This is a genomic window from Citrobacter arsenatis, assembly GCF_004353845.1.
GTDB lineage: Bacteria > Pseudomonadota > Gammaproteobacteria > Enterobacterales > Enterobacteriaceae > Citrobacter > Citrobacter arsenatis.
In genome coordinates this window covers 2,253,332-2,277,196 of record NZ_CP037864.1, presented here as the reverse complement: position 1 = coordinate 2,277,196, position 23,865 = coordinate 2,253,332, and the positions used below count along the sequence as shown (strand labels likewise).

General features: G+C 52.3%; 25 protein-coding genes and 1 other annotated feature. Of the genes, 10 read left to right on the top strand and 15 right to left on the bottom strand.

The window, feature by feature from the left end; all coding sequences use genetic code 11:
* Positions 1–241: 241 nt before the first annotated feature.
* From ppsR to E1B03_RS11970, 8 genes are all read left to right on the top strand, one after another.
* On the top strand, positions 242–1,075 hold the full coding sequence (gene ppsR, locus E1B03_RS12005) for a posphoenolpyruvate synthetase regulatory kinase/phosphorylase PpsR (protein ID WP_043016583.1): 834 nt from the start codon (positions 242–244) through the stop codon (positions 1,073–1,075).
* Between the two features lie 126 nt (positions 1,076–1,201).
* Complete coding sequence (gene aroH, locus E1B03_RS12000) at positions 1,202–2,248, top strand: 3-deoxy-7-phosphoheptulonate synthase AroH (RefSeq protein WP_133086283.1); 1,047 nt, start codon at positions 1,202–1,204, stop codon at positions 2,246–2,248.
* A 170-nt stretch (positions 2,249–2,418) separates the two neighbouring features.
* Positions 2,419–2,607: a hemin uptake protein HemP gene (hemP, locus tag E1B03_RS11995; RefSeq protein ID WP_103770142.1), complete on the top strand. Its 189-nt coding sequence runs from the start codon at positions 2,419–2,421 to the stop codon at positions 2,605–2,607.
* A 74-nt stretch (positions 2,608–2,681) separates the two neighbouring features.
* Complete coding sequence (locus tag E1B03_RS11990) at positions 2,682–4,667, top strand: TonB-dependent hemoglobin/transferrin/lactoferrin family receptor (protein WP_133086282.1); 1,986 nt, start codon at positions 2,682–2,684, stop codon at positions 4,665–4,667.
* A 47-nt stretch (positions 4,668–4,714) separates the two neighbouring features.
* Positions 4,715–5,746, top strand: a complete 1,032-nt coding sequence (chuS, locus tag E1B03_RS11985) for a hematinate-forming heme oxygenase ChuS (RefSeq protein ID WP_133086281.1) — start codon at positions 4,715–4,717, stop codon at positions 5,744–5,746.
* Positions 5,743–6,564, top strand: coding sequence for a heme/hemin ABC transporter substrate-binding protein (locus tag E1B03_RS11980; RefSeq protein WP_103770145.1), 822 nt, complete (start codon positions 5,743–5,745; stop codon positions 6,562–6,564). The genes chuS and E1B03_RS11980 overlap by 4 nt, the downstream gene beginning before the upstream one ends.
* On the top strand, positions 6,564–7,556 hold the full coding sequence (locus E1B03_RS11975) for a FecCD family ABC transporter permease (RefSeq protein ID WP_133086280.1): 993 nt from the start codon (positions 6,564–6,566) through the stop codon (positions 7,554–7,556). The genes E1B03_RS11980 and E1B03_RS11975 overlap by 1 nt, the downstream gene beginning before the upstream one ends.
* The gene (locus tag E1B03_RS11970) at positions 7,549–8,328 is read left to right on the top strand and encodes a heme ABC transporter ATP-binding protein (protein WP_103770147.1); all 780 of its coding nucleotides are present in this window, start codon (positions 7,549–7,551) and stop codon (positions 8,326–8,328) included. The genes E1B03_RS11975 and E1B03_RS11970 overlap by 8 nt, the downstream gene beginning before the upstream one ends.
* On the opposite strand, the gene selO is transcribed toward E1B03_RS11970, so the two are convergent.
* From selO to thrS, 14 genes are all read right to left on the bottom strand, one after another.
* Positions 8,325–9,767 (bottom strand): protein adenylyltransferase SelO, encoded by a 1,443-nt coding sequence (selO, locus tag E1B03_RS11965; RefSeq protein WP_133086279.1) that lies wholly within the window; start codon positions 9,765–9,767, stop codon positions 8,325–8,327. The genes E1B03_RS11970 and selO overlap by 4 nt on opposite strands.
* Positions 9,768–9,828: 61 nt before the next feature.
* Positions 9,829–10,542, bottom strand: a complete 714-nt coding sequence (locus E1B03_RS11960; RefSeq protein WP_103770149.1) for an EAL domain-containing protein — start codon at positions 10,540–10,542, stop codon at positions 9,829–9,831.
* 319 nt (positions 10,543–10,861) lie between these two features.
* Positions 10,862–11,326: an NlpC/P60 family protein gene (locus E1B03_RS11955; protein WP_003832591.1), complete on the bottom strand. Its 465-nt coding sequence runs from the start codon at positions 11,324–11,326 to the stop codon at positions 10,862–10,864.
* 77 nt (positions 11,327–11,403) lie between these two features.
* Positions 11,404–12,153, bottom strand: a complete 750-nt coding sequence (gene btuD / locus E1B03_RS11950; protein WP_133086278.1) for a vitamin B12 ABC transporter ATP-binding protein BtuD — start codon at positions 12,151–12,153, stop codon at positions 11,404–11,406.
* Complete coding sequence (locus E1B03_RS11945) at positions 12,153–12,704, bottom strand: glutathione peroxidase (RefSeq protein WP_133086277.1); 552 nt, start codon at positions 12,702–12,704, stop codon at positions 12,153–12,155. Before E1B03_RS11945 ends, btuD begins: the two co-directional genes overlap by 1 nt.
* A 60-nt stretch (positions 12,705–12,764) precedes the next feature.
* Positions 12,765–13,745 (bottom strand): vitamin B12 ABC transporter permease BtuC, encoded by a 981-nt coding sequence (btuC, locus tag E1B03_RS11940; protein ID WP_133086276.1) that lies wholly within the window; start codon positions 13,743–13,745, stop codon positions 12,765–12,767.
* Between the two features lie 121 nt (positions 13,746–13,866).
* The gene (gene ihfA / locus E1B03_RS11935) at positions 13,867–14,166 is read right to left on the bottom strand and encodes an integration host factor subunit alpha (protein ID WP_003030571.1); all 300 of its coding nucleotides are present in this window, start codon (positions 14,164–14,166) and stop codon (positions 13,867–13,869) included.
* A gap of 4 nt (positions 14,167–14,170) precedes the next feature.
* On the bottom strand, positions 14,171–16,558 hold the full coding sequence (gene pheT / locus E1B03_RS11930) for a phenylalanine--tRNA ligase subunit beta (protein WP_133086275.1): 2,388 nt from the start codon (positions 16,556–16,558) through the stop codon (positions 14,171–14,173).
* Between the two features lie 15 nt (positions 16,559–16,573).
* The gene (gene pheS / locus E1B03_RS11925) at positions 16,574–17,557 is read right to left on the bottom strand and encodes a phenylalanine--tRNA ligase subunit alpha (RefSeq protein WP_103770153.1); all 984 of its coding nucleotides are present in this window, start codon (positions 17,555–17,557) and stop codon (positions 16,574–16,576) included.
* Between the two features lie 124 nt (positions 17,558–17,681).
* Positions 17,682–17,806, bottom strand: a sequence feature (Phe leader region).
* Positions 17,757–17,801 (bottom strand): pheST operon leader peptide PheM, encoded by a 45-nt coding sequence (gene pheM, locus E1B03_RS26215; RefSeq protein WP_001386830.1) that lies wholly within the window; start codon positions 17,799–17,801, stop codon positions 17,757–17,759. It overlaps the preceding feature by 45 nt.
* A 120-nt stretch (positions 17,807–17,926) precedes the next feature.
* The gene (gene rplT / locus E1B03_RS11915; protein ID WP_003030578.1) at positions 17,927–18,283 is read right to left on the bottom strand and encodes a 50S ribosomal protein L20; all 357 of its coding nucleotides are present in this window, start codon (positions 18,281–18,283) and stop codon (positions 17,927–17,929) included.
* Between the two features lie 55 nt (positions 18,284–18,338).
* Positions 18,339–18,536: a 50S ribosomal protein L35 gene (gene rpmI / locus E1B03_RS11910; RefSeq protein WP_003030583.1), complete on the bottom strand. Its 198-nt coding sequence runs from the start codon at positions 18,534–18,536 to the stop codon at positions 18,339–18,341.
* Positions 18,537–18,632: 96 nt separating this feature from the next.
* A complete protein-coding gene (gene infC / locus E1B03_RS11905; protein WP_048997935.1) occupies positions 18,633–19,175 on the bottom strand; it encodes a translation initiation factor IF-3 in 543 nt (180 codons plus the stop codon).
* Positions 19,176–19,178: 3 nt separating this feature from the next.
* The gene (gene thrS / locus E1B03_RS11900; protein ID WP_133086273.1) at positions 19,179–21,107 is read right to left on the bottom strand and encodes a threonine--tRNA ligase; all 1,929 of its coding nucleotides are present in this window, start codon (positions 21,105–21,107) and stop codon (positions 19,179–19,181) included.
* 303 nt (positions 21,108–21,410) lie between these two features.
* On the opposite strand from thrS, the gene yniD reads away from it, so the two are divergent.
* Complete coding sequence (yniD, locus tag E1B03_RS11895; RefSeq protein ID WP_003030590.1) at positions 21,411–21,518, top strand: small membrane protein YniD; 108 nt, start codon at positions 21,411–21,413, stop codon at positions 21,516–21,518.
* 165 nt (positions 21,519–21,683) lie between these two features.
* Here yniD and E1B03_RS11890 read toward each other — a convergent pair whose 3' ends face one another.
* Positions 21,684–22,442 (bottom strand): DUF481 domain-containing protein, encoded by a 759-nt coding sequence (locus E1B03_RS11890; protein ID WP_003030592.1) that lies wholly within the window; start codon positions 22,440–22,442, stop codon positions 21,684–21,686.
* A gap of 287 nt (positions 22,443–22,729) precedes the next feature.
* Between E1B03_RS11890 and pfkB the strand changes: the two genes are divergently transcribed.
* Complete coding sequence (gene pfkB, locus E1B03_RS11885; RefSeq protein WP_133086272.1) at positions 22,730–23,659, top strand: 6-phosphofructokinase II; 930 nt, start codon at positions 22,730–22,732, stop codon at positions 23,657–23,659.
* Positions 23,660–23,865: the final 206 nt, after the last annotated feature.

Sequence of the window (23,865 nt, the reverse complement as noted above, 5' to 3'; positions counted from 1 at the left end):
ATCGTTCAAGCAACTTTATTTTTTATTTTTTCAGATTGTTTCCGCATTTGCGCAAACCCGCGAGCTACAGGGGATCACCACAAAAACTACCGGTATAAACATTTGTTCCGAAAAATGAAATGTACTTTTCAGTAAATATAAAAATACCGTTTCATTTTATAAAATAGATGCAGCAATATTCGCTTCTGGCGAATTTTAATTTATGCTTTCAGAGAATTATGTCAGCCCCAGGATGAGCAAAATGGATAATGCTGTTGATCGTCACGTATTTTATATTTCTGATGGTACAGCCATCACCGCTGAGGTATTGGGCCACGCGGTAATGTCGCAATTTCCGGTCACGATCAGCAGCATTACGCTGCCGTTTGTGGAAAATGAAAGTCGTGCACGTGCGGTTAAAGACCAAATTGACGCGATCTACCAACAAACTGGCGTGCGCCCACTGGTGTTTTACTCCATCGTCCTGCCGGAAATTCGCTCAATTATTCTACAAAGTGAAGGATTTTGTCAGGATATCGTGCAGGCATTGGTTGCCCCTCTCCAGCACGAAATGAAGCTTGACCCTACACCTATCGCCCATCGGACCCACGGTCTGAATCCCGGCAATCTCAACAAGTACGACGCGCGCATTGCCGCCATTGATTACACCCTGGCCCATGACGACGGTATTTCGTTGCGCAACCTCGATCAGGCGCAGGTGATCCTGCTCGGCGTTTCTCGTTGCGGCAAAACGCCGACCAGTCTTTATTTGGCCATGCAGTTTGGTATTCGCGCCGCCAACTACCCCTTTATTGCCGATGATATGGATAACCTGGTGCTGCCAGCGTCCCTTAAACCGTTGCAGCATAAATTGTTCGGCCTGACCATTGACCCAGAGCGTCTGGCGGCTATCCGCGAAGAGCGTCGGGAGAACAGCCGTTACGCCTCAATGCGACAGTGTCGAATGGAGGTAGCAGAGGTGGAAGCGCTGTACCGGAAAAACCAGATCCCATGGCTGAACAGTACCAATTACTCGGTAGAAGAGATTGCTACCAAGATCCTCGACATTATGGGACTGAATCGCCGCATGTACTAGAATGCTAGTGCATTGGTTCGATTTTTTGTTATTATGCTCGCCACCAGGCAGGATGAGTGTGATATTGTGATGTACATCACTTCCCGGTAGTCCTGCCGTTGAAGCAACAAATTTCTGAGACAAGTAATGAACAGAACCGATGAACTCCGTACTGCGCGTATTGACAATCTGGTTACCCCAGCAGAGCTTGCGCAACGGCATCCTGTTTCATCCTCCGTCGCCCGTCATGTCACGGAATCCCGACGCCGGATAGAAAAAATATTAAATGGTGAAGATGCTCGTTTGCTGGTGATCGTGGGTCCCTGCTCGATTCACGATCTTGATGCCGCAATGGAATACGCAACGCGTTTACAGGCGCTGCGCGAAAAACATCAGGCGCGTCTGGAAATCGTGATGCGCACCTATTTTGAAAAACCGCGCACCGTCGTGGGCTGGAAAGGCTTAATTTCCGACCCGGATCTAAACGGCAGCTACCGCGTGAACCACGGCATTGAACTGGCGCGTAAACTGCTGTTGCAGGTCAATGAACTGGGCGTACCCACGGCAACAGAATTCCTCGACATGGTGACCGGTCAGTTTATTGCCGATTTAATCAGTTGGGGAGCCATTGGCGCGCGCACTACCGAAAGCCAGATCCACCGTGAAATGGCGTCCGCGCTCTCCTGCCCGGTCGGCTTTAAAAACGGCACCGATGGCAACACGCGTATCGCCGTCGATGCAATTCGCGCCTCCCGCGCCAGCCACATGTTCCTCTCACCGGATAAAACCGGCCAGATGACCATTTATCAGACCAGTGGTAACCCTTACGGACATATCATCATGCGCGGCGGTAAAAAGCCGAATTATTATGCTGAAGATATTGCCGCCGCCTGCGATACCCTGCACGAATTTTCCCTGCCTGAGCATCTGGTGGTCGATTTTAGCCATGGTAATTGTCAGAAACAGCATCGTCGTCAGTTGGACGTTTGCGATGACGTGTGTCAGCAAATTCGTAACGGTTCAACGGCGATTGCCGGGATCATGGCGGAGAGTTTCCTGCGTGAAGGTACGCAAAAAATCGTTAGCGGCCAGCCGCTGGTTTACGGTCAGTCCATTACCGACCCATGCCTGAACTGGGAAGATACTGAACTGCTGGTTGAAAAACTCGCCTCTGCGGTTGATAGCCGTTTTTAATGTCGTTCGCCGGGTAACTTCACGTTGCCCGGTGCTAATCCATTGTTTTCCCCCGCTTTGCTGTACAATATCCGTTCTCGTCACAATTATTTCACAAAAATGCTTGCCGCAAATTTGCAGTTTGATGATAATGATTATCATTGTTACATTGATTGTTATTTTTAAACACTATGTCACGTATGGATAACACAACAGCAACGCCCGCAAAAGAAAATGCACCGCCTTCCGTCGCGCCAAACGAACGCCGAATTGACAGTAAAAATCTGCTGGGTAAAGAAGGACGCGTGATCATAGAACATGATGGCCAGCACTATCTGCTGCGCCAGACTCAAGCTGGAAAACTCATTCTGACCAAATAAACGACACTTTTCGCCAGCCACCCAGGTAATACCCAGGCAGCCAGCGCTTTTCGATTTCCTAATGGAGAGTTGCTATGCCTTACCTGCACACTGCGTCTCTGCGCCCATCGCTGTTGGCGCTGGCGATTGTCAGTAACCTGCCCGCCGTCGCCAATGCGGCGGCAGAAGATATGACCGTCACCGCCACCGGCAATGCCCGTAGCGCCTTTGAAGCGCCGATGATGGTCAGCGTAATTGATGCCAGCGCCCCGGAAAACCAGACCGCCAGTTCGGCAGCCGACCTGCTACGTAAGGTTCCAGGCCTGACCCTTGACGGTACGGGACGCACCAACGGCCAGGATGTGAATCTGCGTGGCTACGACCGACGCGGCGTTCTGGTGCTGGTTGACGGCGTTCGTCAGGGAACCGACACCGGACACCTGAACAGTACCTTCCTCGACCCAGCGCTTATCAAACGCATCGAAGTCGTGCGTGGCCCTTCTGCACTGCTGTACGGCAGCGGCGCGCTGGGCGGCGTGATCGCCTATGACACTGCGGATGCCAAAGATCTGCTGGAAGTCGGACAACACAGCGGTTATCGCGTGTTCGGTACTGCGGCAACCGGCGATCACAGCCTTGGTATGGGTGCCAGCGCGTATGGCCGCACCGATACGCTGGACGGACTGCTTGCCTGGTCGAGTCGCGATCGCGGTGATTTACGCCAGAGTGACGGTACCACAGCGCCAAACGATGAAGCGATCAACAATATGCTGGCAAAAGGTAGCTGGAAAATTGACAGCGCCCAGACGCTGGCCGGTTCGCTGCGTTACTACAACAATGACGCCCGTGAACCTAAAAACCCGCAAACCAGCGCAGCGGATGCCACCAGCAACCCGATGACCGATCGTTCAACCATCCAGCGCGATGCACAGCTGGCCTACTCCCTTGCTCCGGCGGACAATGACTGGCTGAATGCGAATGCCCGCATTTACTGGTCCGAAGCGCGTATTAATGCCCAGGACCTTGATAACACGGGCGAATTTCGTAAGCAGACCACCAAAGGCGGCAAAATCGACAATCGTACCCGCCTGTTTAGCGACTCATTTGCGTCTCATCTGCTGACCTACGGCGGCGAATACTACCGTCAGGAACAACAGCCTGGTGGTGCAACCACGGGTTTCCCGGAGGCAAAAATTGATTTCAGCTCCGGCTGGCTACAGGATGAAATCACTCTGCGCGACCTGCCGGTTACGCTGCTGGGCGGTACCCGTTATGACTCATATCGCGGCAGCAGCGACGGCTATGAAGACGTCGATGCCGATAAATGGTCGTCTCGCGCTGGACTCACCGTTGCGCCTGCCGACTGGCTGATGTTGTTCGGTTCATACGCTCAGGCCTTCCGTGCACCGACGATGGGCGAGATGTATAACGATGCGAAACACTTCTCGATTGGCCGTTTTTACACCAACTACTGGGTGCCAAACCCTAACCTGCGTCCGGAAACCAACGAAACACAGGAATACGGATTTGGTCTGCGCTTTGATGATCTGCTGATGGCGAGCGATGCGCTCGAATTCAAAGCCAGCTATTTCGACACCAAAGCGAAAGATTACATCTCCACCAGCGTCGACTTCGCCGCCGCGACAACCATGTCCTATAACGTGCCCAACGCCAAAATCTGGGGCTGGGATGTGATGGCGAAATACACCGCCGACCTGTTCAGTCTCGATATGGCCTACAACCGCACGCGCGGCAAAGATACTGACACAGGGGAATATATTTCCAGCATTAACCCGGACACCGTTACCAGCAAACTGAACGTCCCGGTTGCGCACAGCGGATTCTCCGTGGGCTGGATAGGGACTTTTGCCGATCGTTCAACGCATATCAGCAACAGCTACACTAAACAGCCCGGTTATGCGGTGAATGATTTCTACGTGAGCTATCAGGGCCAACAGGCGCTGAAAGGCATGACCACCACGCTGGTACTGGGCAATGCCTTCGACAAAGAGTACTGGTCGCCGCAGGGCATTCCGCAGGATGGTCGTAATGGCAAACTTTTCGTGAGTTATCAGTGGTAATCACTTTTCCCCGGTTCGCCGGGGCAGCAATCTGGAAGGAAGAGACAATGAATCATTACACTCGCTGGCTGGAACTTAAGAAAGAAAACCCGGGCAAATACGCACGTGATATTGCGGGGTTGATGAATATTAGCGAAGCCGAACTGACCTTCGCGCGCGTGGGTCATGACGCCTGGCGCTTACGTGGCGAAGTGCGCGAAATCCTCGGCGCACTGGAGGCCGTAGGCGAAACCAAATGTATATGCCGCAACGAATACGCGGTACATGAGCAGGTGGGTACTTTTACCAATCAGCACCTCAACGGTCATGCCGGGCTGGTTCTTAATCCGCACGCCCTCGACCTGCGCCTGTTCCTCAATCAGTGGGCAAGCGTGTTTCATATCAGCGAAACAACCGCCCATGGCGAGCGCCAGAGCATTCAGTTCTTTGACCATCAGGGAGATGCTCTGCTGAAAGTCTATGCCACACAAAACACCCTGATAGAGGAATGGGTTGCGTTGCTGACCCGTTTCATCTTTGCTGAAAACCCGCCACTGGTGCTGCAACCGGCCAACAATTCGGCTCCAGCCGACATCGCGGTTGATGCGCAGACCGTTGATCAAGAATGGCGAGCGATGACCGATGTACACCAGTTTTTCGGTCTGCTGAAACGCCACGATCTCACCCGCCAACAGGCGTTTAATCTGGTGGGCGACGATCTGGCCTGTAAAGTCGCAAATAGTGCACTGGCGCAGTTACTCGACACCGCGCGCCAGGATGGCAATGAAATTATGGTCTTTGTGGGTAATCGTGGCTGCGTACAGATTTTTACCGGCGTGGTAGAAAAACTGGTGCCGATGAAAGGCTGGCTGAATATCTTCAACCCGGCATTTACCTTACACCTACTGGAAGAGAGCGTGGCAGAAACATGGGTAACGCGCAAACCGACCGCCGATGGCCACGTCACCAGTCTGGAACTGTTTGCTGCCGACGGCACGCAAATCGCTCAGCTGTATGGTCAGCGTACGGAAGGTGAACCAGAGCAGACGCAATGGCGCGCACAAATTGGCGCCCTCACGCCGAAAGGACTGGCCGCATGAAAAAACTGCTGGCCCTGATCGCGCTGCTGCCCATCGCAGCGCTGGCTGCTGCCGGGGAACGGGTTGTTGCACTCGGTGGCGATGTGACCGAGATTGTATACGCACTGGGAGCACAATCTTCCCTGGTGGCGCGAGACAGCACCAGCCAGTGGCCTGAAGCGGCAAACGCGCTACCGGATGTGGGTTACTTACGCCAACTCAACGCCGAAGGGATCCTGGCTACCCGCCCGACACTGGTCCTTGCCAGCGCGCAGGCGCAACCCTCTCTGGCACTAAAACAGCTCGAGCAGAGCAACGTCAGAGTTGTCACGATCCCGGCAAGCAACGATCTTAACGTGATTGATGAAAAAATTCGCGTCATCGCCGAGGCAACCCATCGGGAGGCCGAGGGCGAAACGCTGCGCGCAATGTTACGTCAGGAACTGGCGACGCTCCCGTCATCTGAACTAAATAGACGTGTGCTGTTTATTCTCAATCATGGCGGGATGACCGCAATGGCGGCGGGCCAGCAAACCGGAGCCGATGCAGCTATCCGCGCCGCCGGCCTGCTCAACGCAATGCAGGGCGTTAACCGCTATCAGCCGCTGTCACAGGAAGGCGTCATTGCCAGCCAGCCCGATCTGGTGGTGATTTCGCAAGACGGCGTTAAGGCGATGGGTGGCGAAGATAATCTGTGGGCGTTGCCTGGCCTTGCACAGACACCTGCCGGGCGGAATAAACAGGTGTTGCAGGTGGACGATATGGCGCTGCTTGGCTTTAGCGTACGCACGCCACAGGCTATTTTGCAGCTTCGCGTTAAAGCAGAGCAACTCCCCTGATGTCCCGACGTATCCGTTGTTCTTTGTGGTCACTCGCACTCATGTTAGTCGTGATGACAATCCTGGCTACCGGTTTTGGCGCGTTGCGCCTGCCGGTGAGTCTGCTCTGGCGGGATGGCGATGAGGCACTGCGTCAAATCTGGCTCACCATTCGCCTGCCCCGCGTCCTGCTGGCGCTGGTGATTGGCGGCTCTCTGTCACTCGCAGGCTGCGTGATGCAGGGCCTGTTTCGCAATCCGCTGGCAGACCCTGGATTACTGGGGATAAGCAGCGGCGCCGCCTGCGCCGTCGCCCTGTGGGTGGTACTCCCCATCTCTTTGCCCGCGTTGCTGATGCTGTACGCCCCGATGCTGGCCGCTTTTCTCGGTGCCCTGGCGGCGACGGTGGTTATTTTTATCCTCAGCCAGCAGCACGACGGGTCACTCTCACGTCTGCTGCTGGTCGGTATTGCCATCAACGCGCTCTGCGGGGCAGCGGTTGGCGTGCTGTCATGGGTCAGTAATGATGCGCAACTGCGCCAGCTGTCGCTATGGGGAATGGGCAGTCTGGGGGCCGCGCAATGGTCCACGCTGCTGGCGGTTACCTCGCTGGCTATCCCAACGATATTGATAATCTGGCGTCTGGCACCGGCGCTAAACCTGCTGCAGTTGGGTGAGGAGGAGGCGCATTATCTCGGCGTAGATGTGCGTACCGTTCAGCGTATTTTGCTGCTTTGTAGCGCATTGCTGGTTGCCGCAGCCGTGGCGGTAAGCGGCGTGATTGGCTTTATCGGGTTGGTTATCCCGCATCTGATGCGCATGTGGCTCGGTTCAGATCATCGTGCTGTTATTCCAGGTTCCGTGCTGGCGGGCGCATTTTTATTACTGATTGCCGACACGCTGGCCCGTACAGCGGTTGCACCTGCGGAGATGCCGGTCGGTCTGTTGACCAGTCTTCTCGGTGCTCCGTGGTTTTTATGGCTTATTTTTCGTCAGCGAGGACCGCATGGCTGAACATTTCACCGCTGAAGGGCTTCATTACCGCGTGGCTGGCCGAACGGTCATTGATGACGTATCACTCACCCTTGCAAAAGGTGAACTGGTGGCGCTCATCGGCCCAAACGGTGCGGGGAAATCCACCCTGCTACGCCTGCTAACCGGTTATCTTAAACCGGCTACCGGGCGCTGCGAACTGGCGAGCAAAACGCTGGATGAATGGCCTGCCCAGAGGCTATCACGGCATCGGGCGGTGATGCGTCAGCAAACGCAGTTGGGATTCGACTGGCCGGTAGAGGCCGTCATCGCGATGGGACGTGCGCCCTGGACCCAACGACCGGAATCCCAAATTATCGCTAAGGTGATGGAAATGACCGGATGCACACCGCTGGCTGGCCGGCAATACGCCGCGCTTTCCGGCGGCGAGCAACAGCGAGTACAGTTGGCCCGAGCGCTGGCGCAGCTTTGGTGTGACGGCACGCCTCGCGGCTGGTTATTTCTTGATGAACCGACCTCTGCGTTGGATCTTTACCACCAGCAGCATCTGTTGCGCTTGCTGAAGATGCTAACCGCTTCACGAGAGCTGCACGTGTGTATTGTGCTTCATGATCTAAACCTCGCCGCACTGTGGGCTGACAGAATAGTGCTGCTGCACAACGGCAGGCTGGTGTCGCAGGGGACGCCGGAGGCCGTATTACAGGCTGATGACCTGAGACGCTGGTATGGCGCTCAGGTACACGTTGGCCAGCATCCGGCCAACGGATCCCCGCAGGTGTTTCTGGCCCCTTAGCTTGAACAGCTCACTTCCAGCCGTTTTCCCCAGTCAGGTGGGCGGCTGACATAATCATCATCGCGATCGACAAACGGGGTACGCAACGCCTGGTGCAACCGATGTAGCTCGGTGTAATCCCCCTGCTCTGCCTGACTAATGGCCCGTTGCGCCAGCCAGTTACGTAATACCATTGCCGGATTCGCCGCCTTCATCTGCGTTTGTCTGGCAACATCAGCAATATTGTCCTGCTGCAGACGCGCGCGATACCGCGTAAACCAGTCATCAAATGCTGCACGGTCAATAAATTCATCGCGCAACGGGGATTGCGCACTGTGTTGTTCTGTTTGGCTGAGCATGCGAAACGTTCGGGTATAGTCGCTTCTTTCCCGCGCCATCAGACTAAACAGTTCGCTCAGCAGTTCGTTGTCATCTTTCTGCTCGCTAAAGAAGCCGAGCTTTTGCCGCATGCGCTGACCGTAGCGAGTTAACAGCGCCAGTTGGTAACCCTCCAGCGCATCATTGAGCGCCTCGACCGGGATAAACGGCGACAGGGTTTGCGCCAGGCGTTGCAAGTTCCACAGCGCTGCAGCCGGTTGATTATCGAAACTGTATCGTCCCTGGTTGTCCGAGTGGTTGCAGATAAAATCGGGCACATAGTCATCAAGAAAACCGAATGGGCCGTAATCCATCGTCAGTCCCAGAATCGACATGTTGTCCGTATTCATGACACCATGCGAAAATCCTACCGCCTGCCAGTCAGCGATCAACGTCGCAGTACGCGTGACAACATCGTTAAACCACAGCTGATACCTATCGGCTTCTTCCTGCCATTGCGGCCAGTAATGGCGAATTGCAAAGTCTGCCAACTGACACACTTTTTCCGGTTCGCGACGATAGTAGAAGTGTTCAAAATGGCCAAAACGCATATGGCTTTGCGCCACACGAATGAGCATCGCCCCTGCTTCTACCGTTTCGCGATACACCGGCGTGTCGCTGGTAACAATCGACAATGCCCGCGTGGTCGGTATGCCCAGGTAGTGCATCGCCTCGCTGGCCAGACTTTCGCGAATTGTCGAGCGCAGCACGGCGCGCCCATCACCCATGCGGGAGTAAGGCGTAAGCCCGGCGCCTTTCAGGTGCCAGTCAAACGTTGAGCCATCAGCGAGCTGTTGTTCGCCAAGCAGGATCCCGCGGCCATCGCCAAGCTGGCCTGCCCAGACGCCAAACTGGTGCCCGCTATACACTTGCGCTAAAGGCGACATACCGGGGAGAAGCGATTCGCCACCCCAAACGCCTGCTCCGCTCGGGGTATCAAATAGCGACTCAGGAATAGCTAATTGCTCCGCCAGCGCATCGTTATGCCAGATCAGGCGCGCGTTTTTCAGGGGAGTAGGTGAAAGAGCTGTAAAGGTTGCTGGTAATTCATCACGCCAGCGAGTGGTAAAAGACAGGGTCATAGGGCCTCCTGCCTCTAGTGTAGACTGTTAATAGCCTGTTAAACACCAGCAAATATAAGGGTTATCGGTTAGCGAGCGAAATTATCTGCGCGGGAGGCACGGCTGGCCATAATCCTCCCTGTATAGCGCTGAATCCCAGAGGTAACACGCGCGCTAGCATCTCCGGTGTATCAATACCGCTGATGATGATTGACTCACTGCAAGGAGATATCTGCGCCAGGATCGCCCGCATAAACGGCTCGAACGAAATATGTGTAATCCTTTGTTGAACAAAGTTTTTATCCAACACGACACGTTTAAACAGACCATCAAAAATGGCCCGGGTTGATATGCCGCCAGCACCATAGTTTGTTAAAACGAGTGGAAATCGCGCCGCTAATGCAGCCAGCGTTGGATTCTCTTTTCCATTATTTAACTCTGGATAATTTTCATTAATAGCCAGCTCCAGAAATGAAAATCGTTCAACTTGTGAAGCAAATTTAGCATCTGATAATAAAGTATTAGCAATTGCCGGCGTTAAATTAATCCAGGCGGAAACTTTCCGTTGAATAAAAAAGTGTTGGCACGTTTCGATTAATTCAAGTTTTTCGCTAAATAAGCGACATTGTTCTTCACCCGTCATCCGAGGTAGGACCAGTTCAGTGGGTATACGTACATCCCCATGTGCACTGGCGAAACTGGTGATGATATCGACGTATTCAAGATCGCCTTTTTCGCTTCTCGCAGGGAGAAAAGAGAACTCTGAATGGTAAAGAGTATCCAGTGAAACAATCATCGTGCCAGCCCCTCTGCATAGGTGTTATCCGGCATCCTGTAGCAAAGGATGGAGAAATACGTTATTGCTGATGCAAGTAGAGGCCCTTTCATTTGTCCCTTTTTAGCCGGTAAATCGAATCCTTTTTTTTAGCTTATCCTGATTATAAACGAATATCCAGCTTTGCACTTTTTAATATCTCGGAATAAATCATATTTTTAGCAAGATACGCTCTTAATGTTCAGGGGTATTGTCCGGCTAACGGCAGAAATAAAAAAGTGACTTTCAAATGGAAATGCCGAGACCGCACAGTCTTAGGCGGCCTCGTGACTAATGAGGATTAAATACGTCGCGCCTGCCAAAAGTTTTTACGCCAGTAAACGTTGTCCAGGGATGAGCGCATCACTCCGCGGCTGGTTGAGGCATGAATAAATTGATTATTGGTATCGTAAATTCCGACATGCAGACCACTTTCCCCGGAGCCAGTTTTAAAGAAAACCAGATCGCCGGGCAGTAAATCATCTTTATCGATTTCAGTACCAATTTTCGATTGTGTGCGTGTATCACGCGGGAGTTGCAGATCGAATTTGTCGCGCATCGTCATCAAAACAAACCCAGAACAATCTACCCCGCTACGGCTCATGCCGCCATAACGATAAGGTGTGCCATGCCAGGTTTGCAGTTGGTCATTAAGACCGGCGATAACAGCGATAGAATCCGACAAGCGAGCGTTTGGCGCAGGAGCACGATGGCTGCTGCAGCCCGCCAAAAACAATGCTGTGATGAAAAGGAGCCAAAAGCGCATTCAGGACGAATCCTCTGAATTATATTTTTATGTCAATTTAGCGTGGAAATTATATGATTTTCAAGAACCCATTTAACTTAAGTGGTTGATATGAGCATTCTGTGTCCTTCAATATCCAAACGACGGAAGTTCACGCCATAAGCTGCAGACAAATTAGCCGGCGTGAGTACCGCATCCCGTGAGCCGCTGGCAAGCAGCTTCCCGCGTTTAAGAAGCCAGGCCTTGTGCGCATGACGCAAGGTATGATTAAGGTCATGGCTACTCATGACAATCGCTATCCCCTGCGAACACAGCTGACTTAACAACCTGTCCAGCGCGTTTTGTTGCGCCACGTCCAGGCTGTTCATCGGCTCATCCAGCAATAAAAGCTGACCTAATGGATTCGATTGCGGGCAAATCTGCAGGATAACCGCGGCCAGGCGTACGCGCTGCCACTCCCCCCCGGAGAGTTGATTCACGCTACGCCCCAGCTTATCCCCAAGGCCGAGCGCATCGGCGATGTCCTGTAATAGATCGGTGCGCTCTTTGTCAGGCTGATGCAGCGTCAGAAAATGCCAGACCGGCATCGCAAACGGTGGATTTTGCTGTTGCGCAAGATAGGCACGGTAGTGCGCCAGCTTAGCTGACGGCCATTCGTCAAGCGGCATATCACCCAAGGTGATGCTGCCCTCTCCGGTCGTCAGGCCCGCCATACGCGCCAACAACGTGCTCTTTCCTGCCCCGTTAGGCCCCACTAAATGCAGGATCTCGCCTGCTTTTATCTCACCAGAAAGCGGGCCGAGTCGGGTCGATTCCGCTACGTCCTGTAGCTGCATCAATCGGGACATTAGTTTGCCAGCGCCTTCTGAATGGTTTGCACCAGGATGGGATCTTCAGGCGTCATATCGGGTGAAAATCGTTGCAATACCTGACCATCTCGCCCGACTAAAAACTTCTCGAAATTCCACAGGATATCGTCTGGATACAGCGGTGCCCGACCTTTACTTGCCATACGCTCATAGAATCCGCTATCAGCAGGCGCAACCGCCGTTGGCGCAGCATCAATCAGCTTTTGATACAGCGGATGGCGTCCCTCGCCGTTGACGTCAATTTTGCTGAACATCGGGAAGGTAACGCCCCAGGTGGTACTGCAATACGTTTTTATTTCCTCTTCACTGCCCGGTTCCTGGCCCAGAAACTGGTTGCAAGGGAACCCCAGGACGGTGAAGCCCTGCTGATGCCAGGCTTTCTGCAGATTCTCCAGCTGCTCGTATTGGGGCGTTAGTCCGCATTTTGAAGCCACGTTGACGATTAACAGCACATTTCCGGAATACGGCTGCAATGAGGTAACCTTACCGTCAATGGTCGTCACTTCTGTATCGAGAATAGTGTTTTGCATAGCATCTCCAGAACAACAGGTGGATTTTCAGTTTTTAATCATAGACCGAACCAACGCGTTCTAGCGCGCGGCTTTTAACAATAGCCAGATAAATACCGGTGCGCCCATTGTGGCCGTCACCACGCCGATTGGCAGCTCAGCCGAGGCCAGCACCAGACGCGCGACCACATCAGCCAACAGCAATACGATTGCGCCAGCCAACGCGCAGCCCGGCAGTAACACGCGATGATCGGTTAAACCGCACAGCCGCAGAATATGTGGGATAACAAGCCCGATAAAACCAATTGCTCCCGCCAGAGCCACGCTTACGCCAACCATCCAGCCAGTGGCGACCACCAGCAGGTTGCGCCAGAACCATAGTGGCAGCCCCAGTTGACGAGCAGACGTCTCTCCTAATGCCAGCATATTCATCGGCTGCGACTGACAGCAGATCCACACCAGCACCGGAATCAACGCCACCATGAGCCAGGCCTGATGCCAGTCTACGCCACCAAAGCCCCCCATCATCCAGTACATCAGCTGTCGCAAATCAAAGGAGGTGGAGAAGTAGATGGCCCATGTCATCAGCGCACTACAGATAATCCCCAGCGCCACTCCCGCCAACAACAGGCGGCTGGTAGACAAATGACGTCGGGCAAAACGTAGCAAAATAAGCGTGATAATCAGCGCCCCAGCGATGGCGCATAAGCCCAACGCCCAGCCGGGGAGTTTGCCCTGACCCAGCAGCACCGCTGCGATAAGCCCGACACCCGCGCCGTTAGACACCCCCAGTAATCCGGGCTCCGCGAGCGGATTTTCAAAGAGAGCTTGCATCACTGCGCCAGATAAGGCCAACGCAGCGCCTACCAGCAAAACGGCAAGGGTACGGGGAAGTCGGATTTGCCAGACGAACAGATCGCCGCGGGCGCTAAACCAGTCGCCGGGGGCGATCCACTGTTCTCCTGCGCACAAGCTTAGGATCGTTGCCAGTAGCATCAGTACTGACAGTGACAGTATCCAGCGCACGTTTCGTCGCTGCTGTTGATGGGCGAAAGTCAGCATGTTTTCCATTCTGCTGAAAAGAGATGGGGGTGATTCTACGGTGCTGATTCGGTAGTGAAAAGGAAAAAGGCCGCATAGCGGCCTTTTTAGTTATACGCGTCATACTCTGCGTATCGTTAAATCACTCTTCTTTGGGCGTTGCGTTTTCGACCCGGCTTTTTAACTTCTGTCCGGGTCTGAAGGTCACCACGCGCCGTGCTGTAATGGGAATATCTTCGCCCGTTTTCGGGTTACGGCCCGGACGTTGATTCTTATCACGCAGATCGAAGTTACCAAAACCAGAGAGTTTTACCTGCTCACCATTTTCCAGAGCACGACGGATCTCTTCGAAAAACAGCTCGACCAGTTCTTTGGCATCCCGCTTGCTAAGCCCAAGCTTATCAAACAGATATTCTGACATTTCAGCTTTTGTAAGCGCCATAGGTTCAATCCCTCAATGATGCCTGGAATCGCTCTTTTAATGCCTCTACACATTTGGCGACGGTAGCGGCAATCTCCTCTTCTTCAAGTGTACGGCTGGTATCCTGAAGGATCAGGCTGATAGCGAGGCTCTTATAACCCTCCGCAACACCCTTACCGCGGTACACGTCAAATAAGTTTACGCCAACTACCTGATTTACGCCAACTTTCTTACACTCGGATAAAATATCCGCAGCGGGAACGTTTTCGGCCACAACGACCGCGATGTCGCGACGGTTCGCCGGGAAGCGAGAAACTTCACGCGCCTGAGGCACCACGCGGTCTGCGAGCTTGTTCCACTCCAGTTCAAACACCAGAGTGCGACCGTTCAGATCCAGTTTACGTTCCAGCTCAGGATGAACAACCCCAATGAAACCAATGCGTTCACCTTTCAGATAAATCGCCGCAGACTGACCCGGATGCAGCGCCGGATTCGCTTTAGCTTTGAACTGAATGTCCGCCAGTTTGCCGGTCAGGTCGAGAACTGCTTCCAGATCGCCTTTCAGATCATAGAAATCAACGGTCTCTTTTGCCAGATTCCAGTGTTCATCATGACGGTTGCCGCAGATCACACCCGCCAGCATCAGATCCTGACGGATCCCGAGGTTGGCCTGCGTATCGGGTACGAAACGTAAACCCGTTTCAAAAATACGCACACGGTTCTGCTGACGGTTCTGGTTGTACACTACCGTAGACAGCAAGCCAGTCCACAGGGACAAGCGCATTGCCGACATATCAATAGAGATTGGGCTTGGCAGCAGCAGCGCTTCTTCACCCGGATGCAGCAGCGCCTGGACTTTCGGGTCGACGAAGCTGTAAGTAATGACTTCCTGGTAACCTTTGTCATTCAGCATGGTTTTTACGCGTTTCAGCGACAAATCCGCTTCACGATGCGTACCCATGATAAGACCCGCCTGAATTGGCGTGTTCGGGATATTGTCATAACCGTATACGCGGGCGACTTCTTCGACCAGGTCTTCTTCGATCTCCATATCGAAACGCCAGCTCGGCGCTACTGCTTTCCACTCATCCTGCCCTTCCGTGACGTCACAACCCAGACGACGCAGAATATCGCTCACCTGCTCATCTGCAATGTGGTGTCCGATCAGACGATCCAGTTTGCTACGGCGAAGCGTAATGGTTGCGCGTTTTGGCAGCGTAGCTTCGTTGGTTACGTCAATGATTGGACCCGCTTCGCCGCCGCAGATATCAATCAGCAGGCGTGTCGCGCGTTCCATGGCTTTATGTTGCAGAGCCGGATCAACACCACGCTCATAGCGGTGAGAAGCATCGGTATGTAGACCGTGACGACGTGCGCGGCCGGTAATAGACAGTGGGCTGAAGAACGCGCATTCCAGCAGAACGTTTTGCGTTTCATCATTCACACCGGAGTGTTCGCCACCAAAGATGCCGCCCATCGCCAGCGCTTTGTTATGGTCCGCAATCACCAGCGTATCCGCATTCAGTTTCGCTTCGCTGCCGTCCAACAATACCAGGGTCTCACCCTCTTTTGCCATACGGACAACAATCCCGCCTTCAATGCGGTCTTTGTCGAATGCGTGCATCGGCTGGCCCAGTTCGAGCAGCACATAGTTAGTCACGTCAACCACGGCATCAATAGAGCGAATACCGCAACGACGCAGTTTTTCTTTCATCCACAGCGGGGTTGGCGCTTTAACGTTGATGCCTTTCACCACGCGGCCCAAATAGCGCGGACAGGCTTCTACGGCTTCAACCTGAATCGGCAAAACGTCGCTAACGGTTGCCGCTACAGGCGCCATTTCCGGCTCAACCAGCGGAGCTTTGTTCAGCACAGCAACATCACGAGCAACACCAATAATGCCTAAGCAGTCGGCGCGGTTCGGCGTGACGCTGATTTCGATAGTGTTATCGTCAAGTTTCAGGTATTCACGGATATCGGTGCCAATTGGTGCATCGGCCGGCAGTTCGATAATACCGCTATGATCGTCGGAAATACCCAGCTCAGAGAAAGAGCACAGCATACCTTCAGACGGCTCACCGCGCAGTTTCGCGGCTTTGATTTTGAAATCGCCCGGCAGAACAGCGCCAACGGTTGCTACAGCCACCTTCAGCCCCTGACGGCAGTTTGGCGCGCCACAGACGATATCCAGCAGACGGTCGCCGCCTACATTCACTTTGGTGACGCGCAGCTTGTCAGCGTTCGGATGCTGAGCGCACTCAACCACTTCGCCTACTACAACGCCGTTGAACGCGCCGGAAACAGGATCCACACCGTCAACTTCCAGACCTGCCATCGTGATTTGGTTTGACAACGCATCGCTATCAATCGCCGGGTTTACCCATTCGCGTAACCACAGTTCACTGAATTTCATTGTTTTATCCTGCCTTTATTTAAACTGTTTGAGGAAACGCAGATCGTTTTCGAAGAAAGAGCGCAGATCGGTCACACCATAACGCAGCATGGTCAGACGCTCCATACCCATACCGAACGCAAAGCCCGAGTAGATTTCCGGATCGATTCCAACATTACGCAGCACGTTCGGGTGAACCATCCCGCAACCCAGCACTTCCAGCCACTTACCGTTTTTGCCCATCACGTCTACTTCCGCAGAAGGTTCAGTGAACGGGAAGTAGGAAGGACGGAAACGAACCTGCAGGTCTTCTTCAAAGAAGTTGCGCAGGAAATCGTGCAACGTGCCTTTCAGGTTGGTGAAGTTGATGTTGGTATCAACAATCAGCCCTTCCATCTGATGGAACATCGGGGTGTGCGTCTGATCGTAATCGTTACGATATACACGGCCTGGGGCGATAATACGGATCGGCGGCTGTTTTTCCTTCATGGTGCGGATCTGCACGCCGGAAGTCTGCGTACGCAGCAGACGCGTCGCGTCAAACCAGAAAGTGTCGTGATCAGCGCGCGCCGGGTGATGGCCAGGAATGTTCAGCGCATCGAAGTTATGATAGTCATCTTCGATTTCTGGCCCCGTCGCCACGGTAAAGCCCAGCTCACCGAAGAAACTTTCAATTCTGTCGATAGTACGCGTTACCGGATGCAGACCACCGTTTTCGATACGACGTCCCGGCAGAGAGATATCGATCGTTTCTTCAGCCAGACGGGCATTTAACGCAGCACTTTCTAATTCTGCTTTACGCGCATTCAGCGCTTGTTGAACTTGCTCTTTGGCTTCGTTTATCACCGCACCTGCTGCCGGGCGCTCTTCTGCCGGCAGTTCGCGCAGGGTTGTCATCTGAAGGGTCAAGTGCCCTTTCTTGCCCAAATATTCGACGCGGACATTGTCTAACGCGGCAACATCTGAAGCCTGGTTAATGGCGGCCGTTGCACTGGCAACCAGCTCTGCGAGATGTGACATGGTTTTCCTCGTTATGTTGCGATATTCACTAGTCGCTCGTATATACGCAAAATCATTCAAGTTGTATCAACGCGGCAAAAGAGCGAATGCAGCCAACACAGAGACAACTTGAAGGACGACACGTATAAAAAAAGCCTCCACCAGGGAGGCTTTTAGGCGCTGTTTTCCGTTTCTTCTTTCACGCGCAAGCCTCCTGATTTCAGGTGCTAAAGTAAAAGAAGAAGCGGAAAATAGCAGCATTCATGCTTGCGTTACCTTATGTGGTAAAAACCGGACAACCTTTATTGAAAAGGCTTACGGATAAATTGTCAACTAATTGATTGCACTACAAATAAAAGAGAGGGAGCCAGGCTCCCTCTTTTCACCGGCTTATGCCAGAGCTGCTTTCGCTTTTTCGACCAGAGCGGTGAACGCTACTTTGTCGAATACTGCGATGTCAGCCAGGATCTTACGGTCGATTTCAACAGAGGCTTTTTTCAGGCCGTTGATGAATTTGCTGTAAGAAATACCGTTCTGACGTGCTGCTGCGTTGATACGCGCAATCCACAGTTGACGGAACTGACGCTTTTTCTGACGACGGTCACGATAAGCGTACTGACCAGCTTTGATAACAGCCTGGAAGGCAACGCGGTATACGCGAGAACGCGCACCGTAGTAGCCTTTAGCTTGTTTCAAAATTTTCTTGTGACGTGCACGGGCAACTACACCACGTTTTACGCGAGCCATATGTGCTCTCCTGTATCTATATTCTTAGTAAAAAAATGAATTAAACGTTAACGGCTTATGCGTACGGCAGGCACGCGATAACCAGACCCAGATCGCCTTTAGACACGAGGCCTTTTGGACGCAGGTGACGTTTACGCTTAGTAGATTTTTTGGTCAGAATATGACGCAGGTTTGCGTGCTTACGCTTAAATCCACCACCACCGGTTTTTTTGAAGCGCTTAGCAGCACCGCGTACGGTCTTAATTTTTGGCATTTTAATAACTTCCACTTCGCATTGTTAATAAACGAAACGTAGGCGAACAACGGCTGTGGAACCCGCAGGCTCCACAGACATTGCTACTTGAAGGCCTTACTGTTTCTTCTTAGGAGCGAGCACCATGATCATCTGACGGCCTTCGATCTTCGTAGGGAAGGATTCGACTACTGCCAGTTCACTCAGATCGTCACGGACGCGGTTGAGCACTTCCATACCGATCTGTTGGTGGGCCATCTCACGACCGCGAAAACGCAGCGTGATCTTAGCCTTATCGCCATCTTCCAGAAAGCGTACCAGGCTGCGGAGTTTTACCTGGTAATCGCCATCGTCGGTGCCAGGACGGAATTTAATTTCCTTAACCTGGATAACTTTTTGCTTTTTCTTCTGTTCCTTAGAAGACTTACTCTTTTCATAAAGGAACTTGCCGTAGTCCATAATACGACAAACTGGCGGTTCGGCGTTAGGGCTGATTTCAACTAAATCTACTCCAGCTTCTTCAGCTTTTTCGATTGCTTCTCTCAGACTCACAATACCCAAAGCTTCGCCTTCCAGACCTGTTAAGCGAACTTCCAGGGCGCGAATCTCGCCATTGATACGATTCGGACGTGCCGTTTGAACTCGTTTTCCGCCTTTAATACCTTATTCCTCCAGTTGTTGAAGACTGCGGCTGCGAATCTCTTGTTGCAGCTTCTCAATCACTTCATTTACGTCCAGGCTGCCCAGGTCTTTACCACGGCGGGTGCGAACGGCAACTTTGCCAGCTTCCACCTCTTTGTCACCGCAGACCAACATGTAAGGGACACGACGTAAAGTGTGCTCGCGGATTTTAAAGCCAATCTTCTCATTTCTCAAGTCTGCTTTTACACGAATACCCGCATTTTGTAGTTTCTGCGTTAATTCGTTAACGTATTCAGACTGAGAATCGGTGATGTTCATGACAACAACCTGAACCGGCGCAAGCCAGGTCGGGAAGAAGCCAGCGAACTCTTCGGTCAGGATACCGATGAAACGTTCCATCGACCCAAGAATTGCGCGGTGAATCATAACCGGCACCTGACGCTCGTTGTTTTCGCCAACATAAGAGGCGCTTAAACGGGACGGCAGAGAGAAGTCCAGCTGTACAGTACCGCACTGCCATGCACGATCGAGGCAGTCATACAGGGTAAATTCAATTTTCGGACCGTAGAATGCGCCCTCACCCAGTTGGAACTCAAACGGGATGTTGTTTTCTTCCAGCGCAACGGCCAGGTCCGCTTCAGCACGATCCCACATTTCATCGCTACCGATACGTTTTTCGGGGCGAGTGGACAATTTGACGACGATCTTCTCGAAGCCAAAGGTGCTGTACATATCGTAGACCATACGAATGCAAGCGTTAACTTCATCACGGATCTGCTCTTCTGTACAGAAGATATGCGCATCATCCTGAGTGAAGCCACGAACACGCATCAGACCATGCAGCGCGCCTGAAGGCTCATTACGGTGGCAGCTACCAAACTCAGCCATACGCAGCGGCAGATCGCGGTAAGATTTCAGACCCTGATTGAAGATCTGCACGTGGCCTGGGCAGTTCATGGGCTTAATGCAGTATTCACGGTTCTCAGAAGAGGTCGTGAACATCGCATCTTTGTAGTTATCCCAATGACCTGTTTTTTCCCACAGCACGCGGTCCATCATGAACGGACCTTTAACTTCCTGATACTGGTATTCTTTCAGTTTTGAGCGAACAAAGACTTCCAGTTCACGGAAGATAGTCCAGCCATCATTGTGCCAGAACACCATACCCGGTGCTTCTTCCTGCATATGATACAGGTCAAGCTGCTTACCGATTTTACGGTGGTCGCGTTTGGCCGCTTCTTCCAGACGTTGCAGATAGGCATTCAGCGCTTTTTTATCTGCCCATGCAGTACCATAAATACGCTGCAGCATCTTGTTATTGCTGTCGCCACGCCAGTATGCACCAGCGGTCTTCATCAGTTTGAAGTGATGACAGAAACGCATGTTCGGCACATGTGGGCCACGGCACATATCGACATATTCTTCATGATGGTACAGGCCAGGCTTGTCATCATGGGCAATGTTTTCATCAAGAATGGAGACTTTATAGGTCTCGTCACGCTTCACGAAGGTTTCACGCGCTTCGTACCAGCTGACTTTCTTCTTAATGACATCGTAGTTTTTCTCAGCGAGCTCGTGCATCCGCTTCTCGAGCGCGTCGACGTCTTCCTGGGTTAACGTACGGTCAAGATCGATATCGTAGTAAAAACCGTTATCAACAACCGGTCCGATCGCCATTTTGGTGTGCGGCCAGAGTTGTTTGATCGCGTGCCCTAACAGGTGCGCACAGGAGTGACGAATGATCTCCAGACCTTCTTCATCCTTCGCGGTGATGATAGAGAGCTTCGCATCATGCTCAATCAGATCGGAAGCATCTACCAGCTCACCGTCAACACGGCCAGCAATAGTGGCTTTCGCCAGACCTGGACCGATGTCCAGCGCAACATCCATGGGGCTTACAGCGTGGTCGTAATGGCGTTGGCTGCCATCAGGAAGAGTAATAACAGGCATGTTATATCCTTATTTGCAGTGGTGACCCACACGTAAGATCACATACAAAGATTCAATATTTAAAATTATCAAAAAGGTATGGGCTGATTCCCGCTTCACTCTGCGAAATATGTCACTGGTCGCCTGAATGGCTACACTGGACCTACACCCGCTTTTTGATAACACCGTTGACAGTGTACACGGTGTTACGAACCGATCAAAGCAGCAATCAACGCGCACTGTATGATGTAAATCAATTCACTGACACCCTGACGTCTTTGTTACACTTGCAGAAAGTCATTCAACCGGAGCAGGAAAAGAACAATGCCAACAAATCGCTTTGCAAAGAAACACTGGAAGATGGTGGTGATCCTGCTGGTTATTTGTGCGGCAATGCTGATGCTGCGTTGGGCTGCAATGATCTGGGGTTAAATTATTGGCAGCTAATGTGCCGTTCCGTTTATTTATCTATTAAATCGAATTCATCTGAAAAATAGCGCGTTATTGATACGTGGTAAAAATAAAACGTAGATTACATATTAAATAAACTTAACTTTAATTGGGAAAACCGGGCCAATTATTTGACCCGGCGGATCATTACATCCGATAGCCGAGTGAAACAGTCGTACGACGATCGGTATGCTCCGGCGCCGTTGCCGGTGGTTCAGAGTTCCAGGTCACGTTGTAAGCTACCTTTAACCCGAAGTGTTCGTTGATGGCAACATTCAAAGCCGTTTCAGAGTTGAGCGTTGTATCATCAGCACCGAATACCGATACACCTTGAGTAAACTTGGTGTTGTCCGTCATCTGCCATGCGTAGGCGCCGGACGCATAACCCAACGGCTGCGTTTCGGTGGTGCCATCCGTATGCTCGTCATAGCGCACGCCAGGACCGAATTCAAAACGGAAGCTGTGCACCGGTCCGTTGAGGAACTGGCGACCATAACCTGCAGTCAGCACGTCACGCTCGCGATAGCCGTTGTAACGGTCGGTCAACCAGCTTGCCTGTCCAAAGAGATAGTCATAATCGGTCATGTTGTAACGACTACGGCCACCTACGGCATATTTCTCCGATGAACGCTCATCATTTGAGGAGGTATTGCTGGCATTTCCCCACAGAGACCACGCCGTGGTTTCACCGTACCAGGTCATGGTGGTGTCTGCGGTTAAAGAAGAACTTTTTGTGTTGCCTGACTGGGCGAGATATCCCGCGTTCAGGTTACCTTCAAAGGGTTTTTTCGCGCTGGAAGGGTCATCCATGACAGTAAAAACGGAATCATCGGCGGCAGCATGCATTGACGCAAGCAGGCCTCCCGTCAGCAGTAATGCTGCGGGCACTGTCTTCAAAAGCTTCATTTATTAAGAGTCCGTACAACAAAAAAAGAGACCATTACGGTCTCGGAAACTTTCATATGGATCAATGACAAAAGACCCTTGAAAGGTAACAAATTATAAAAAGACTCGAATAACATAGCAATAAATTCTTATTTCATTTTTTGAATAAGAGCGTTCCTAAACCGTTATTTTATTTATATAACTTTAAAACGATAATTTTAAATAAAGATATGAAAAATCATGTTGTTAATTACTTCACTTTCGCGGGGTTAAGTGCCAGACTGAGGACAGCCTAACAGGAGGTAAAGATGGTACGTATCTATACGTTAACACTTGCGCCCTCTCTCGATAGCGCAACAATCACTCCGCAAATCTACCCGGAAGGTAAGCTTCGCTGTACCTCGCCGGTTTTTGAACCCGGCGGCGGCGGCATCAACGTCGCTCGCGCAATTGCCCATCTTGGCGGAACCGCAACGGCTATTTTCCCTGCGGGAGGCGCTACCGGAGAGCATCTTGTTGCCCTGCTCGCCGACGAAAATGTTCCCGTATCCACCGTCGAAGCCAAAGACTGGACCCGACAAAATCTCCATGTTCACGTTGAGTCCAGCGGCGAACAGTATCGCTTTGTCATGCCAGGCGCTGCGCTGACCGATGATGAGTTCTACCAACTTCAGGATCAGGTGTTGGAAATAGAGTCTGGCGCGCTGCTGGTTATTAGCGGCAGTTTGCCACCTGGCGTTCAGCTTGAGAAGCTGACCCGACTCGTTACCACGGCACAAAAACAGGGTATCCGCTGTATCGTCGATAGTTCTGGCGAAGCGCTAACCGCAGCGTTAACCATCGGCAATATCGAACTGGTCAAACCCAACCTCAAAGAACTGAGCGCGCTGGTCAACCGCGAACTGACACAACCCGACGATGTGCGCAAAGCCGCGCAGGAAATCGTGCAAAGCGGAAAAGCGCATCGCGTTGTGGTCTCGCTTGGGCCGCAAGGGGCGCTGGGCGTTGATAGAGATACCTGCGTTCAGGTGGTTCCGCCACCGGTGAAAAGTCAAAGTACCGTAGGCGCGGGCGACAGTATGGTCGGAGCGATGACGCTTAAACTGGCAGAGAACGCACCTTTTGAAGACATTGTTCGCTACGGTGTCGCTGCAGGTAGCGCCGCTACGTTGAATCAGGGTACGCGTCTGTGCGCTTTAGACGATACGCAAAAAATATATTCGTATCTTACTCAGTAATGACATCTTCCCCTGGTGTTAATCCCGGGGGATTTGCCCGTAAAACTGTCGGCATGGGTGTTATACGTCTATGATAAAAAATCACGTGATTACAAAGAAGTGAATCATGTGCAACTGGGCATCTTCACAACGATGCGAGGTGAAGAAGAACAACAAACATTAAGTGCCTTTCCAGCGATGACGCGTCCGTGGTGTGCGTCAGTTCG